This window comes from Spongiibacter taiwanensis (assembly GCF_023702635.1).
GTDB classification, from domain to species: Bacteria; Pseudomonadota; Gammaproteobacteria; order Pseudomonadales; family Spongiibacteraceae; genus Spongiibacter; species Spongiibacter taiwanensis.
In genome coordinates, this window is sequence record NZ_CP098455.1 from 3,485,024 (window position 1) to 3,499,922 (window position 14,899).

Annotated in this window: 13 protein-coding genes; all 13 read left to right on the top strand. The window is 57.0% G+C overall.

Features of this window, described 5'->3' with window-relative positions:
• Position 1 precedes the first annotated feature (1 nt).
• Positions 2 to 442 (top strand): 3-hydroxyacyl-ACP dehydratase FabZ, encoded by a 441-nt coding sequence (gene fabZ, locus NCG89_RS15790; RefSeq protein WP_251087522.1) that lies wholly within the window; start codon positions 2 to 4, stop codon positions 440 to 442.
• Between the two features lie 2 nt (positions 443 to 444).
• Positions 445 to 1,242, top strand: a complete 798-nt coding sequence (lpxA, locus tag NCG89_RS15795; RefSeq protein ID WP_251087523.1) for an acyl-ACP--UDP-N-acetylglucosamine O-acyltransferase — start codon at positions 445 to 447, stop codon at positions 1,240 to 1,242.
• A gap of 55 nt (positions 1,243 to 1,297) precedes the next feature.
• Complete coding sequence (gene lpxB / locus NCG89_RS15800) at positions 1,298 to 2,449, top strand: lipid-A-disaccharide synthase (protein WP_251087524.1); 1,152 nt, start codon at positions 1,298 to 1,300, stop codon at positions 2,447 to 2,449.
• A complete protein-coding gene (gene rnhB, locus NCG89_RS15805) occupies positions 2,442 to 3,056 on the top strand; it encodes a ribonuclease HII (RefSeq protein ID WP_251087525.1) in 615 nt (204 codons plus the stop codon). The genes lpxB and rnhB overlap by 8 nt, the downstream gene beginning before the upstream one ends.
• A complete protein-coding gene (gene dnaE / locus NCG89_RS15810) occupies positions 3,049 to 6,528 on the top strand; it encodes a DNA polymerase III subunit alpha (RefSeq protein ID WP_251087526.1) in 3,480 nt (1,159 codons plus the stop codon). Before rnhB ends, dnaE begins: the two co-directional genes overlap by 8 nt.
• Positions 6,529 to 6,620: 92 nt before the next feature.
• Positions 6,621 to 7,571, top strand: coding sequence for an acetyl-CoA carboxylase carboxyltransferase subunit alpha (locus NCG89_RS15815; protein WP_251087527.1), 951 nt, complete (start codon positions 6,621 to 6,623; stop codon positions 7,569 to 7,571).
• A 42-nt stretch (positions 7,572 to 7,613) separates the two neighbouring features.
• Positions 7,614 to 8,879, top strand: coding sequence for a tRNA lysidine(34) synthetase TilS (gene tilS, locus NCG89_RS15820; RefSeq protein ID WP_251087528.1), 1,266 nt, complete (start codon positions 7,614 to 7,616; stop codon positions 8,877 to 8,879).
• Between the two features lie 205 nt (positions 8,880 to 9,084).
• Positions 9,085 to 10,533, top strand: a complete 1,449-nt coding sequence (gene sufB / locus NCG89_RS15825) for a Fe-S cluster assembly protein SufB (RefSeq protein ID WP_251087529.1) — start codon at positions 9,085 to 9,087, stop codon at positions 10,531 to 10,533.
• Positions 10,534 to 10,577: 44 nt separating this feature from the next.
• Positions 10,578 to 11,327, top strand: coding sequence for a Fe-S cluster assembly ATPase SufC (sufC, locus tag NCG89_RS15830; protein WP_251087530.1), 750 nt, complete (start codon positions 10,578 to 10,580; stop codon positions 11,325 to 11,327).
• The gene (sufD, locus tag NCG89_RS15835; protein ID WP_251087531.1) at positions 11,327 to 12,634 is read left to right on the top strand and encodes a Fe-S cluster assembly protein SufD; all 1,308 of its coding nucleotides are present in this window, start codon (positions 11,327 to 11,329) and stop codon (positions 12,632 to 12,634) included. The genes sufC and sufD overlap by 1 nt, the downstream gene beginning before the upstream one ends.
• Positions 12,631 to 13,878 carry an aminotransferase class V-fold PLP-dependent enzyme gene (locus tag NCG89_RS15840; RefSeq protein ID WP_251087532.1) on the top strand — a complete coding sequence of 416 codons (1,248 nt, stop codon included), beginning with the start codon at positions 12,631 to 12,633 and terminating at the stop codon, positions 13,876 to 13,878. The genes sufD and NCG89_RS15840 overlap by 4 nt, the downstream gene beginning before the upstream one ends.
• Positions 13,879 to 13,956: 78 nt before the next feature.
• Positions 13,957 to 14,322 (top strand): HesB/IscA family protein, encoded by a 366-nt coding sequence (locus NCG89_RS15845; protein WP_251087533.1) that lies wholly within the window; start codon positions 13,957 to 13,959, stop codon positions 14,320 to 14,322.
• Entirely contained in the window at positions 14,322 to 14,855 is a 534-nt protein-coding gene (gene sufT / locus NCG89_RS15850) for a putative Fe-S cluster assembly protein SufT (protein ID WP_251087534.1), read from the top strand. The genes NCG89_RS15845 and sufT overlap by 1 nt, the downstream gene beginning before the upstream one ends.
• The last annotated feature ends 44 nt before the right edge of the window (positions 14,856 to 14,899 follow it).

Below are 14,899 nucleotides of genomic sequence, written 5' to 3' on the forward strand. Positions count from 1 at the left end.
CATGGTAATGGACATCAATGAAGTCAAAGAGTATCTGCCCCAGCGCTATCCATTCTTGTTGGTAGACAAAGTCATCGAACTGGAGCTGGGTAAGTCCATTGTCGCGGTAAAAAATGTGACCGGTAATGAGCCGCATTTTAATGGCCATTTTCCTAGCTTGCCGATTATGCCCGGCGTGCTGATTATCGAGGCGATGGCCCAGGCCGCCGGGGTTCTCGGCTTTAAAACCCTGGATAAGAAGCCATCCGATGGCTCAATCTATATGTTTGCTGGTGTCGACAACTGCCGTTTCAAACGCCAGGTAGTCCCTGGCGACCAGCTGATTCTCAAAGCGGATTACGTGTCCGACAAACGGGGTCTGTGGAAGTTTGAATGCAAGGCCTTTGTAGAGGACCAGTTGGCCTGCTCCGCGACGATTATGTGTATTGACCGGAAGCGTTAACAGTGACGGACAATATCCACCCCAGTGCTCAGGTTGATCCCCGGGCGATCGTCGATCCCAGCGCGGTAATTGGTGCCAACTGTCGAGTTGGCCCCTGGACCATTATTGGCGCGGGTGTGGAATTGGGCGAAGGCTGCGATATTCGTTCCCATGTGGTGGTGAAGGGCCCCAGCCGCTTTGGTCGTAACAACACTATCTACCAGTTTTCCACGGTGGGTGAGGACACCCCAGACCTGAAATACCAGGGTGAGCCGACCCAGCTTCTGGTGGGTGATAACAACATCATCCGTGAAGGGGTCACGATTCATCGGGGTACCGTGCAGGATCAGGGTAAGACCATCATTGGCAGCCATAACCTCATTATGGCCTATGCCCATATCGGGCATGACTCGGTGATCGGTGACCACTGTATTCTGGTCAATAACGCGTCCCTGGCTGGCCACGTTACGGTCGGCGATTGGGCGATCCTCAGCGGTTACGCCCTGGTTCATCAGTATTGTGCGATTGGTGCTCACAGCTTCGCGGGTTTTGGCTGTGGTATTAGCAAGGATGTGCCAGCCTACGTCACCGTGAGTGGTTCACCCGCCGAAGCGAAAACCATTAATGCAGAAGGACTCAAGCGTCGCGGTTTTAGCAGCGACGCGATTGCGGCGATTCGCCGCGCCTACAAACTTATTTATCGTCAAGGGCTGACCAGCGAAGAGGCGATTCTTCGTCTGCAAGAGATGGTGGTTGATACGCCCGAAGTGCAGCTCCTGGTGGATTCGCTGAGCCAATCCAAACGGGGCATCGTCCGCTAAATTGCCCTCGCTGTGCTCGCGCTCTGGCGTGAGGGCAGCCCCGCTGAGAAAAATCATGACGTCACTGCGAATTGGCATAATTGTCGGCGAGGCTTCCGGAGATATTCTCGGAGCCGACTTGATCAAGGCGATTAAAGCCCGGGTTCCCGGTGCGCAGTTCGAGGGTGTCGGTGGCCCTCTGATGCTTGAGCAGGGCTTTCACAGTTTGTGTGAGATGGATCGCCTCGCCGTCATGGGCTTGGTGGAGCCGTTGAAACGTCTGCCCGAGCTGCTACGAATCCGTCGCCTGGTCAAGTCGCACATGCTGGCTTGGCAGCCTGATATTGTGATTGGTATCGATTCGCCCGATTTTAATCTCAATATTGAAAAGTTCCTTCGCCAGCGCGGCATCAAAACCCTGCACTATGTCAGTCCGTCAGTTTGGGCATGGCGTCAGGGACGGGTAAAAACCATTGCCAAGGCAGTTGACCACATGCTGACCTTGTTTCCCTTTGAAGAAGCGTTTTATCGCCAACACAGTGTTCCCGTGACCTGCGTTGGTCACCCCCTGGCTGATCAGATTCCCCTTGAAGACCAGCGCGACGCCGCTCGTGCGGAGCTGGATGTCAGTGGCGAGCATCCGGTGCTGGCAATCTTGCCCGGCAGTCGCAGCGGCGAAGTTGGCCAGCTGATGGTGCCTTTTCTGGAGACGGCCCAGTGGTTATGTCGCGCTCATCCCGGCATTGAATTTTTGATTCCGGCAGCAAATGCTGCGCGAAAACAGCAGATTCTCGACATCATTGCCAGCCGTTCCCAGGATTTGCCGGTGCGGGTGGTGCTGGGCCAGTCCCGAAAAGTCATGGCCGCGGCCGATGCGGTGTTAATGGCCTCCGGTACGACTAGCCTGGAGGCGCTGTTGCTGCAGCGGCCGATGGTGGTTGCTTACCGTTTTGGTAAATGGTCCTTCAAAATTCTGTCCCGCTTGATAAAAACGCCGCATTTCTCGCTGCCCAATCTGCTTGCTCAGCGTGCGTTGGTGCCTGAGTTGTTGCAGGACGAGGTGTGCGCTGAGGTAATCGGCCCGCTGCTGCTCGAGCAACTGAATAATGCCAATCATCGTGAAACGCTGCTGGCGGAATTTCGCGATATTCATCAGGGCTTGGCCCGGCGGGCCAGCGACCGCGCGGCGGAGGTTGTACTTTCACTGTGTGGTCCGATTGATGCCTGACACTGGTGACCTGTTTCAGACGGCGGATTTTCCGGTGCTCACTGCCGGGGTGGACGAAGTGGGGCGCGGGCCTCTGTGTGGCGATGTGGTGACCGCGGCGGTGATTCTCGACCCCGAGCGGCCAATCAACGGTTTGACCGATTCCAAAGCGCTGAGCGAAAAAAAGCGCGAACAACTGTTTGACGAAATTTGTGAGTGTGCGCTGAGCTTTGCGATTGCCCGGGCCAGCGTTGCCGAGATCGATAAGCTGAATATTTTACAGGCCAGCCTGCTGGCCATGCATCGCGCGGTTGCCAAGCTTTCGGTGCAGCCGGAGCTGGTGTTGGTGGACGGCAATCGTCTGCCCATCTGGCCCTATCGCGCCCAGGCTATTGTCAAAGGTGATAGCCGGGTGCAGGCTATTGCGGCGGCGTCGATCCTGGCCAAGGTTACCCGGGACCGGGAGATGGTGGAGCTGGATCGCCAGTATCCAGGCTACGGGCTGAGTGGCCACAAGGGTTATCCCACCAAGGCTCACCTCGCTGCCCTGCAGCAGCTTGGCGTTACACCCATTCACCGGCGCAGTTATGCGCCTGTTAAAGCCCTGTTGGGGGAGCACCATGACTAGCGATTTTGTTCATTTGCGGGTGCACTCGGAATATTCCCTGGTCGACAGCGTTATTCGGGTGAAATCCCTTTGTAAAACGGTTGCCGCCATGGATATGCCGGCGGTGGCCCTCACCGATTTGTGTAACTTCTACGCCCTGATCAAGTTTCAAAAGGCGGCCCAGGGGGCCGGCCTGAAGCCGATTTTTGGCGCGGATTTTTTTGTGCGCGACGATGACGCGCCGGATCAGATATTCACCTTGTGCCTGCTGGCCCAAAATCTCCGTGGCTACAAAAACCTGACAGAACTCATTTCCCGCGCTTACTTGAGGGGCCAGTATCAGGGTAAGGCGTACTTGCAGCGCAGTTGGGTAGAAGAGCTCAACGATGGGTTGATTGCCCTGTCGGGCGGCCGCGAAGGCGATGTTGGTCAATTGCTGTTGAGCAATAAGACCGGGTTGGCCCGGGCAAGCCTCGACCGCTGGCAGTCGGTGTTTGGTGATCGCTACTACCTCGAACTACAGCGCACCGGCCGACAATACGAAGATGACTACATTCACGCGGCGGTGGCGTTGGCCAGCCAGTGTGATTGCCCGGTGGTTGCCACTAACGATGTCCGCTTTCTGGAGAGCGACGAGTTTGAGGCCCACGAGGCTCGTGTCTGTATCCGCGATGGGCGGGTGTTGGACGACCCTCGGCGCCCGCGGCTATACAGTGATCAGCAGTACTTGCGCAGCCCCGACGAAATGGCAGAGCTGTTTGCAGATATTCCAGAAGCCCTGCAAAACACGGTGGAAATTGCCAAGCGTTGCAGTGTGGAGATTGAGCTCGGGACTTATTATTTGCCTGAGTATCCGATTCCTGAGGGAATGACTCAGGACGACTTCTTTCGCCAGCTCAGCCACGACGGTCTTACCGAGCGACTTGATTTTCTGTTTGATCGCAACGCGGCCGATTTCGCCGAGAAGGAAAAAGAATATCGGGCGAGACTCGATTTCGAGCTGGATATCATCCTGCAGATGGGTTTTCCCGGCTACTTCCTGATCGTGATGGACTTTATCCAGTGGGCCAAGGACAACGCCATTCCGGTAGGGCCGGGGCGGGGGTCGGGTGCCGGCTCCCTGGTGGCCTATGCGCTGAAGATCACCGACCTCGACCCCATAGAATACGACCTGCTGTTCGAGCGCTTTCTGAATCCCGAACGGGTGTCGATGCCCGACTTCGACGTCGACTTCTGCATGGAAGGTCGCGATCGGGTGATCAATTATGTGGCCGACAATTACGGCCGAGATGCGGTGAGCCAGATCATTACCTTCGGCACAATGGCGGCCAAGGCGGTGGTGCGGGATGTTGCCCGGGTGCAGGGTAAGTCCTACGGTTTGGCGGACAAGTTGTCGAAGCTGATTCCCTTTGAAGTGGGCATGACCTTGCAAAAGGCCTATGACCAGGAGGCGGATCTGCGGGACTTTCTCAGTGGTGACGAGCAAGCCCAGGAAATCTGGGATATGGCTACCCAGTTGGAAGGGGTGGTTCGGGGTGTTGGTAAGCACGCCGGCGGGGTGGTGATTGCGCCATCTAAACTGACGGATTTTGCGCCCCTGTACTGTGATGAAACCGGGGCCGGTCTGGTCACCCAGTTTGATAAGAATGATGTTGAAGATGCAGGCTTGGTTAAGTTTGACTTCCTTGGTCTACGCACCCTGACCATCATCGATTGGGCCCTGAAAATCATCAATGCCAAGCGCGGCAAAGAAGGTGAAGATGACCTGGACATTATGGCCATCCCGCTGGATGACGCGCCCAGCTTTGACTTGCTGAAAAAGGCCGAAACCACCGCGGTGTTCCAGCTTGAATCCCGGGGTATGAAGGATCTGATCAAGCGCCTGCTGCCAGACTGTTTTGAAGACATTGTCGCACTGGTGGCCCTGTTCCGCCCTGGGCCGCTGCAGTCCGGGATGGTGGATGACTTTATCAACCGGAAGCACGGCCGTGCCGAATTGGCCTTTCCCCATCCCCAGTATCAGCACGAATGCCTGCGGCCCATCTTGCAGCCGACCTACGGCATCATTCTCTACCAAGAACAGGTTATGCAGATCGCTCAGGAAATGGGCGGTTATACACTCGGTGGCGCTGATTTGTTGCGCCGGGCAATGGGTAAGAAAAAACCCGAGGAGATGGAGAAGCAGCGGGTGCTGTTTCTCGCCGGTGCCCAGGAAAAAGGCCACAGCGAGGAGTTGGCCTCCAACATCTTCGACCTGATGGAAAAATTTGCCGGGTATGGTTTTAACAAGTCTCACTCGGCGGCCTACGCGCTGGTGTCTTATCAGACCGCCTGGCTGAAAACCCATTACCCGGCGCCGTTTATGGCAGCGGTAATGAGTTCGGAACTGGATAACACCGACAAAATCGTGATCTTCATCGAGGAGTGTCGGGCAATGAAGCTCGACTACAAATTGCCCTCGGTGAATGAAGGTGAATATATGTTCACCGTGAACGACAAAGGACAAATTGTTTACGGCCTGGGGGCGATCAAAGGTCTCGGCGAAGGCCCGGTAGAAAATATTATTGCCGCTCGCAGCAAAGGCGGAGCCTTTAAAAATCTGTTTGATTTCTGCGAGCGCACGGACCCGCGCAAGGTTAACAAGCGGGCCATTGAGGCGCTGATTCGCGCCGGCGCCTTCGACGACCTGGGCGAAGATCGTGCTGTGTTAATGGCGGCCATGGCAGAAGCGGTACAGGTCGCCGAGCAATCGGCCAAAAATGCTGAGAGCGGCATGGTCGATCTGTTTGGCGATACCTTGGCGGTGGATAACCGGGATGTGTATGCGCCCTTTCGCAATGTGCGGCGTTGGAATACCAAGGAGCGCCTGCAGGGGGAAAAGGACACTCTGGGTCTTTATGTGACCGGGCATCCTATCGACGATTATGAAGCCGAGCTGCGGCGATTTGTGCCCAAGCGTATTGTCGATCTGCAGCCAGACAAGCAGGCCCAGACCATCGCCGGTTTGGTGGTCAATATGCGCACCATGAAGAACAAACGCGGCGACACCATGGCCTTTGTGCAGCTCGATGACCGCAGTGCACGGATTGAGGTGGCCCTGTTTAGCGATAGCTATGAAGAGCATCGGGACAAGTTGATCAAAGACAGTGTGCTGGTGGTCGAGGGGGTTTGCAGCTTTGATGAATACAGTGGCGGCAAGAAAATGCGGGTCAAATCGGTCCGCAGCCTGGCTGAGGCAAGAGAACAGAGCGCCCGGGAACTGTTGCTGACCTTGTCTTCAGATGCCTTGAGCGAGCGCAGTCTGGAGCAGCTCAAAGGCGCGCTAAGTGTGGCTCGGGGCGGTCGGTGTCCGGTGGTTGTGCAATACCAGCGCCCCGAAGGGCGCGGTCGCATCCGCTTCGGCGAGGCCTGGAATATTCTGCCCAAAGACGATGTCTTGCAGCGGCTGCGCGATGATTACGGTGTCAACAACGTGGTTATCAATTACGAATAACGTATAATCTGTGCCTGATCTTGCCGGGCGCCCCCGAATACGGTGGGTGTGGTGGCCTAACTTACGGCGCAAACAGCAAATCAAGAGTAAAAATGAACCCTAATTATCTCGATTTCGAACAGCCCATTGCCGAACTGGAAGCTAAAATTGAAGAGCTGCAGTTGGTAGGTAACGACAACGACCTCAACATTACCGAGGAAATTGCCAAGCTTCGGGAAAAAAGCAGCAAGCTGACAGAAAAGATTTTCTCGAATTTGACTGCCTGGGACGTGGTGAAAATTGCCCGTCATCCCATGCGCCCCTACTGCCTGGACTACATTCGTCGTATTTTCACCGACTTTGACGAGCTGCACGGCGACCGGCACTTCGGTGATGATCGGGCCATTGTGGCTGGTATTGGCCGCCTTGAAGGTATGCCGGTGATGGTGATCGGTCAGGAGAAAGGTCGCGGCGTCCAGGAGAAGGTGAAACGCAATTTCGGCATGCCCAAGCCCGAAGGTTACCGCAAGGCCTTGCGGCTGATGGAAATGGCTGAGCGTTTCAACATGCCTATTGTCACGCTGATCGACACCCCCGGAGCCTATCCCGGCATCGACAGTGAAGAGCGGGGTATCAGTGAGGCCATCGCCCAAAACCTGGCAGTCATGTCACGGCTGAAAACGCCGATCATCTGTGTGGTAATCGGTGAAGGAAGCTCTGGCGGTGCACTGGGGATTGGTGTGGGTGACCACATCGCCATGTTGCAGTACTCCACTTACTTCGTTATCTCTCCAGAAGGCTGCGCCAACATTATTTGGAAAAGCTCCGAATTCGCCCCCGATGCGGCCGAGGCGATGGGCTTGACCTCAACGGTGCTGGAAGAGCTGGGTATTGTTGACGCCACCATCCCCGAGCCCCGTGGCGGTGCCCACCGGGATATCGACGATATGGCCGGCCGGGTGAAATCTCACCTGGTGAAAGAGCTCAAGCGTCTGCAGAGCTTGCCGGAAGACCAGCTGCTGGCGACCCGTTACGACCGGCTGATGTCCTACGGCAAGGCCTGATAAAGGCTGGTCGCGCAGTATGACCTGCGCGGCTCCCGCCCCATGACCTCGCTGATTGATCATCTCGCCAGCAAAATGCAGCCCTACCAGGGGCGGCGCTGGCGAGTGGCGTTCAGCGGGGGACTCGACTCCACGGTTCTTCTTCATGCTCTCACTGCGCTGGCGCCACGTTCGCCCGTGCAGGCCATTCATATTCATCACGGATTGCAGGCCCAAGCCGACGACTGGCAGCAACATTGTGCTGCGGTTTGTGCTCGCTTGGGGCTGGAGTTCACCTGTTTGCAGGTAAGTGTTGAGTCGGGCGCAAGCCTGGAGAACGCTGCTCGCCAAGCGCGCTATCAGGCCTTTGAAAGCCAGCTGGAAGAGGGTGATCTGCTGCTCCAAGGGCACCATCTGGACGACCAAACCGAGACCATGTTGCTGCGGCTGTTTCGCGGAACGGGGCTGGATGGCCTGCGCGGCATTCCTGAGACGCGCCCGCTGGGAGCCGGGCTGATCTGCCGCCCACTGCTGGCCCTGCCCCGTTCTGACCTGGAGGCCTATGCCCGGGAGCACGGACTGGAGTGGGTGGAAGACCCCAGTAATAGCGACAGCCGTTTCGATCGCAACTTTCTTCGCAATGAGGTGCTGCCGCTGGTGAGTCAGCGCTGGCCCGGCTATCGCGGCAGCATGATGCGACTTCGGCGCTTGATTGAAGATGCGAGTACTGCCGAGCAGCATTGCCTCGACCCGCTTGGGGATATAGACAAAAAGCCCTTTCCGATTGCTTCTCTGGCCATGCTGAATACCGCCCAGCAGCAACGGCGGCTGCGCCGCTGGCTGGCCGGGTGGCAGATCGTGCCCAGCCTCGCTCAGCTGCAGGCGGTGCAGCAGGCTGTCAGTGCCGAGGAGGACGCCCAGCCCCTGGTGCAGCTCGCGGGCAGGCAGATCCGGCGTTTTCAGGGGCATTTGTATGTGACGGTGCTGGCGGATTTTGATCCCAAGGCCCGTTGGCGCTGGGATGGCGCTCAGCCACTGGCAATGCCGGGGGTGGGCTGTCTTGCGGCTGAGCCGGGTCCAGGTGCTGCGCCGCTGCCCTTTACCGTTGCCTTTCGGCAAGGGGGAGAGCGCTTTCAGCCCGTGGGGCGGCCCCACTCCCAGCAGCTGAAAAAGCTGCTGCAGGAGGCGGCCGTTCCGCCCTGGCGGCGAGCCCGCTTGCCGCTGATCTACGTAAACGATGAGCTGGTGGCCGTAGCCGATTTATGGGTTCACGAGCACTGGGCGGCGCGTTTGCAGGGCTGGCGCTTTCGCTGGTGCCCCGAAGAGTAGCCCAAGCCTTACCAACGGCGGCAAACAATCCGGCTTCCCCATTCAATTCAGTGCTATAATTTGCGCCGCACTTTTGCCTAATAGTTGAGTAAATTGCTTGGTTTTGTAACAATAGGCACCTCGGCGGCAGGTGTGTGGTCTGGGTGATTTCGCCGGGCTGCTGCTATTTGCCATTCGATTTCCACCGATTTTTGAGTCCAACACCATGTCACAGAGCGAACAGGCACAAATTGATTCCCTGTTGAAAAACGACTACGAGGCCGGTTTTTACACAGCGGTCGAGTCGGACACCCTGGCACCGGGGCTGGATGAAGACGTGATTCGTTTTATTTCCACCAAGAAGGGTGAGCCCGAGTGGATGCTGGAGTGGCGTCTGGAGGCCTATCGGGGCTGGCTGGAAATGAATGAGCCGAATTGGGCCCACGTAAAGTATCCCCGGGTTGATTTTCAGGCCTTGTCCTATTATTCCGCGCCCAAGAGCATGGCCGACAAGCCTAAGAGTCTGGACGAAGTTGATCCTGAGCTGCTGCGTACCTACGAAAAACTCGGTATTCCGCTGCACGAGCAGGAGATGCTTGCCGGTGTCGCGGTGGACGCTGTATTTGATTCGGTCTCCGTTGCCACAACCTTCCGCTCCAAGTTGAAAGAGGCGGGGGTCATCTTCTGTTCTATCTCTGAGGCGGTGCATGAATACCCGGAGCTGGTGAAAAAGTACCTCGGCTCGGTGGTGCCCCGCAAAGACAATTTCTTCGCTGCGCTGAACAGTGCGGTGTTCAGTGATGGCTCTTTTGTATACATCCCCAAGGGGGTGCGCTGCCCAATGGAGCTGTCCACCTATTTCCGTATTAACGAGGCCAAAACCGGCCAGTTTGAGCGCACTCTGATCATTGCTGATGAGGGCAGTCACGTCAGTTACCTGGAAGGCTGTACCGCGCCGATGCGGGATGAGAATCAGCTGCACGCGGCGGTGGTTGAGCTGGTGGCGTTGGGTGACGCCCAGATCAAATACTCCACGGTGCAAAACTGGTACCCCGGCGATAAAGATGGCAAGGGCGGAATCTACAATTTTGTGACCAAGCGTGGCGTATGCCACGACAATGCCAAAATCTCCTGGACCCAGGTCGAGACTGGTTCGGCGGTGACCTGGAAATATCCCAGTGTGGTGTTGCGTGGCAATAACAGCGTTGGCGAGTTCTACTCGGTTGCCCTGACCAACAACTTCCAGCAGGCCGATACCGGTACCAAGATGATTCATATGGGCAGCAACACCCGCTCTACCATCATCTCAAAGGGTATCTCGGCAGGGCGTAGCCAGAACGCCTATCGAGGTCTGGTGCGTATGGGCAGTCGCGCCGAGGGGGCGCGAAATTACACCCAGTGCGATTCCCTGCTGATTGGCGATCGTTGCGGCGCTCACACCTTCCCGTATATCGAAAGCCGTAACCCCAGCGCCGTGGTCGAACACGAAGCCACTACCTCAAAGGTCAGTGATGACCAGCTGTATTTATGCCAGCAGCGGGGGCTGGACGCAGAGAAGGCGGTATCACTGATTGTTAACGGCTTCTGCAAAGAAGTCTTTAAAGAGCTTCCCATGGAGTTTGCGGTTGAGGCCGGCAAGCTGCTTGAAGTCAGCCTAGAAGGGTCGGTCGGCTAAGGGCCGCACACGATCCCATCCCATTCCGGAGAGATGATTTACCTATGTTGTCGATTAAAGATTTGCGCGCGAATGTGGGCGACAAAGAAATTCTGAAAGGCCTGAGCCTGGAGGTTAAGGCCGGTGAAGTGCATGCCATTATGGGCCCCAATGGTTCCGGTAAAAGCACCCTCGGTCACGTGTTGGCCGGTCGACAGGGTTATGAGACCACCGGGGGCAGCGTCGACTTTGACGGCAAAAATCTGCTGGACATGGACACCGAGGAGCGTGCTCGGGAGGGCCTGTTTTTGGCATTCCAGTACCCGGTGGAAATCCCCGGGGTGAGCAATATGGAATTTCTGAAAACCTCAGTGGATGCGGTGCGTGTCCATCGCGGTCAAGAGCCCGTTGATGCCGTACAGTTCATGAAGCTGGCGCGGGAGAAGTGCAAGGCCGTGAACCTGGATGATCAGTTTCTCAAGCGGGGCGTCAACGAAGGGTTCTCTGGCGGTGAGAAAAAGCGCAACGAGCTGATGCAGATGATGCTGCTGGAACCCAAACTGTGCATCCTTGATGAGACCGACTCTGGCCTGGATATCGACGCCCTGCAAGTAGTGGCGGAAGGCGTGAATGCCATGCGCGCTGCTGACCGGGCATTTGTCATGGTGACCCACTACCAGCGCTTGCTGGATTACATTCAGCCCGACTTCGTTCACGTGCTGTCTGGCGGCCGGATTATCAAATCCGGTGATCGCTCCTTGGCGCTTGAGCTGGAGCAGAAGGGCTACGGCTGGATCACGAAAGAGGTGGCCTGATGGCGGTTTTTTCCGAAAAAGCGGCAAGCCTGCAGCCACAGGGCTTGCCCTGGTTGGCTGAGCTGAACCGGCGTGGCCGCGAGCAGTGGAAGGTCACTCCCTTTCCCACCCGGAAAACAGAAAGCTGGAAGTACACCAGTTTGCAGGCCCTCGCCGACGGCAGTTATTTGCGTTGGCCAACCGCTGCCGGTGCCCAGCTTCCCGCTCAGCCCGACCCGATCCCCGGTTTGGACGCCTGTTCACTGGTGTTTGTGAACGGCCGTTTTCAGGCGGAGATGTCCAGCCCAGCCTTGCCAGAAGGGGTTGAATGGGCGCTGTTCTCAGATGCAGATGCCGATCAGCAGCAGGCAATTTTGGTCCGCCTTGGCAATATCGCCGATTCAGAAAAGCACTTGTTTGCTGCACTGAATAACAGTTGGCTTGCCGAAGGGGTTTATCTGCGCGTGGCAAAAAATGCCGTGGTGACCACCCCGATTTACATTCACCACATCACCGCCACCGAGGACGAGAGCTTTGTGGTGAATCAGCGTCTGCTGGTACATCTTGAAAGCGGCGCCGACGCGACAGTGGTGGAGCATTTCAGCAGCACGGACGAGGCGCAAAACTGCTTCACCAATAGCATCACCGAGCTGCAAATCGATGCCAATGCCCGGCTGACCCATTACCATCTTCATCTGGAAGAAGAGCACAGTCTCCATATCGGCGGTGTGCACGTGAATCTCGAGCGCGACGCGAACCTGAGCAGCTTTATGACCAGTTTCGGCGCGGCTTTGCAGCGCAGCGATGTGGTGGTCAATCACCGGGGTGAGGGGGCTCACTGCGAGCTCAATGGCATTTATCTGCCCCATAACAAGCATGTGGTTGATTTTCATACCTGCATCGAGCATGCCGTGGCCAATTGTACGACCCGGGAAATTTTCCGTGGCATTGTCGGCGATTACGGTCGCGCGGTGTTCAATGGTCGTATCCATATTCATCCCGACGCCCAAAAAACCTCGGCGGAATTGAGCAATAAAAACCTGCTCACCAGCCGTCATGCGGAAGTGGATACCAAGCCCGAGCTTGAAATCTACGCCGACGATGTGAAATGTGCCCACGGTGCGACCGTGGCGCAGCTTGAGGAAAAGGCGCTGTATTACCTGCAGAGCCGGGGTCTGGCCCGCCACCGGGCAGAAATGATGCTGAGCTTTGGCTTTATCAACGAGTTGCTCGGCCAGCTCCGCCACGCGCCTTTGCGTGATTACCTAACACCGCTGGTTGAGCGTCTGTTTGAGCGCAAATTTGCCAATCCCGGAGAAGCCGCATGAGTGAGGCCGCCGTGCAATCAGCAGCCAGCTTTGATGTTGCTGCGCTGCGCGCCCAGTTCCCGGCCTTGCAGCAGGAAGTGAATGGCCAGCCGCTGGTGTATCTGGATAATGCCGCGACGACGCACAAGCCCCAGCGGGTGATCGATGCCATTAGCGATTTCTACCGCCTCGATAACTCCAACGTCCACCGGGGCGCCCATACCCTGAGTGATCGTGCCACGCTGGCCTTTGAGGCTGCCCGGCAAAAGGTGGCGGCGCTGCTCAATGCGGCGGAAACGGCCGAGATCATCTGGACTCGGGGAACCACCGAAGCAATCAATCTGGTGGCCAGTAGTTACGGCCGCAGGGTGTTGCGAGCGGGTGATAGGGTGTTGGTGTCGGCCATGGAACACCACTCAAACATTGTGCCCTGGCAGCTGGTGGCCCAAGAATGCGGCGCCGAAGTGGTCGCCATTCCGGTTTCTGCGGAGGGCGAACTGGACATGGCGGCGTTTCGCTCGCTTCTCGATGAGCGGGTCAAAATCGTTGCGGTAGGACATGTATCCAATGCCCTCGGCAGTGTTAACCCGATTCAAGAAATCATCGACCTTGGCCACCAGGCCGGTGCCAAAGTATTGATCGACGGTGCTCAGGGAGTCCCTCATTTCAGCGTTGATGTGCAGGCGCTGGGCTGCGATTTTTACGCTTTTTCCGGCCACAAAATGTATGGCCCTACCGGAATGGGCGCGCTCTACGGTCGGCGGGAATTGCTCGAGCAGATGCCGCCCTACCACGGTGGCGGCGAGATGATCAAAACGGTCAGCTTTGCCGGCACTACCTTTAATGACCTGCCCTTCAAGTTTGAGGCTGGCACGCCCAACATCGCCGGCGCCATTGGCTTGGGTGCGGCGGTGGATTTTCTGCAATCGCTGGACCGCAAGGCCGCAGCTGTCCATGAGGCGGCGCTTCTGGCATACACCCACGAGAAAGCGGCCAATTTCAGTGGATTGACCCGGGTTGGCCGGGCAAAGCAGATTGCCGGTGCATTTTCCTTTTTGCTCGAGGGAAGCCATCCCGCAGATTTGGGTATGTTGCTCGACCAGCAGGGGATTGCCGTGCGTACGGGTGATCACTGCGCCCAGCCCATCATGAAACAGTTTGGCATCCCCGGCACTGCCCGAGCGTCTTTTGCCTTGTATAACACCTTCGATGACGTCGACAGGTTGTTTGCCGGCCTGGAGAAGGCGAAAACCTTTTTGATGTAAATGGCTCTAACGAAATGGGTGGCGGGTAACGCTGGCCCGGTTCGACAGAGTGATCTTGCGTGAGTTGGAGTAGGCACTATGAGCGTAGAAACCTTTGCACCTGAGCAGCTTGTGACGGTCAGCGCGGCCGCCCAGGCGCATTTCAACAAGCAGTTAGGCGGCCAGACAGATGCCGCGATTCGTCTGTCAGTCAAAGAGAGTGGCTGCACCGGCTATAAGTACGTGATTGATATTGCCGACCAGCCCAGTCAGGGCGATGTTGCCTTGACCCTGGATAATGGTGTGCGCTTGTTGGTGGCAGACAATGCGGTGGCCATGGTGCGCGGCACGCTGATTGATTACACCCAGGAAGGGCTGAATCGCAGCTTGAAATTTATTAATCCCAATGTTGCCGACGAGTGCGGTTGCGGCGAGAGCTTTAACGTCATGGCGGGTGGTAACTGATGGAACGCAAAATGGTGGTCACGGTCAGTGATTGCCCCGGACGCATCGTTCCGGTGGGTACGCCGATTACCATTCCGAAAGATAATTTTGTCACCATTACCCAGTCGTTAGGCGGTAATTACACGGTGACCTACAACGGCAACATGGTTCGGGTGGACGGCACCGATGCGGCGGCCCTCGGCTTTGAGCCCCAGGTATTGACCTTTGATCCGCCGCCAGGGGATGAGATTTTGGAGTCCCAGGTTTGGGATGCCCTGAAAACGGTGTTTGACCCGGAAATTCCAGTGGACCTGGTTAATCTCGGCCTGATTTACAAGGTTGAAATCGACCAGGAGGCTAAGCGGGTGCAGATTGAAATGACGCTGACGGCCCCCGCTTGCGGCATGGGTCCGGTATTGGTCGGCGATGTGGAATACCGGGTTGCCCAGGTGCCGAATGTGGCTCACGTCGACGTGGAACTGGTGTTTGATCCGCCGTGGAACCGACAGATGATGTCGGAAGAGGCCCAACTTGAAACCGGCATGTTTTATTGAGGCCGCCTTGGCGTGACAGCCCGTCATGGGCGAGTTGAAGCGGT

What these genes read in the sequence shown, in the direction of transcription:
- fabZ (WP_251087522.1), top strand. Translation starts at nt 2, where the DNA reads ATGGTAATGGACATCAATGAAGTCAAAGAGTATCTGCCCCAGCGCTAT.
- lpxB (WP_251087524.1), top strand. Translation starts at nt 1,298, where the DNA reads ATGACGTCACTGCGAATTGGCATAATTGTCGGCGAGGCTTCCGGAGAT.
- rnhB (WP_251087525.1), top strand. Translation starts at nt 2,442, where the DNA reads ATGCCTGACACTGGTGACCTGTTTCAGACGGCGGATTTTCCGGTGCTC.
- dnaE (WP_251087526.1), top strand. Translation starts at nt 3,049, where the DNA reads ATGACTAGCGATTTTGTTCATTTGCGGGTGCACTCGGAATATTCCCTG.
- NCG89_RS15815 (WP_251087527.1), top strand. Translation starts at nt 6,621, where the DNA reads ATGAACCCTAATTATCTCGATTTCGAACAGCCCATTGCCGAACTGGAA.
- tilS (WP_251087528.1), top strand. Translation starts at nt 7,614, where the DNA reads ATGACCTCGCTGATTGATCATCTCGCCAGCAAAATGCAGCCCTACCAG.
- sufB (WP_251087529.1), top strand. Translation starts at nt 9,085, where the DNA reads ATGTCACAGAGCGAACAGGCACAAATTGATTCCCTGTTGAAAAACGAC.
- sufC (WP_251087530.1), top strand. Translation starts at nt 10,578, where the DNA reads ATGTTGTCGATTAAAGATTTGCGCGCGAATGTGGGCGACAAAGAAATT.
- sufD (WP_251087531.1), top strand. Translation starts at nt 11,327, where the DNA reads ATGGCGGTTTTTTCCGAAAAAGCGGCAAGCCTGCAGCCACAGGGCTTG.
- NCG89_RS15840 (WP_251087532.1), top strand. Translation starts at nt 12,631, where the DNA reads ATGAGTGAGGCCGCCGTGCAATCAGCAGCCAGCTTTGATGTTGCTGCG.
- NCG89_RS15845 (WP_251087533.1), top strand. Translation starts at nt 13,957, where the DNA reads ATGAGCGTAGAAACCTTTGCACCTGAGCAGCTTGTGACGGTCAGCGCG.
- sufT (WP_251087534.1), top strand. Translation starts at nt 14,322, where the DNA reads ATGGAACGCAAAATGGTGGTCACGGTCAGTGATTGCCCCGGACGCATC.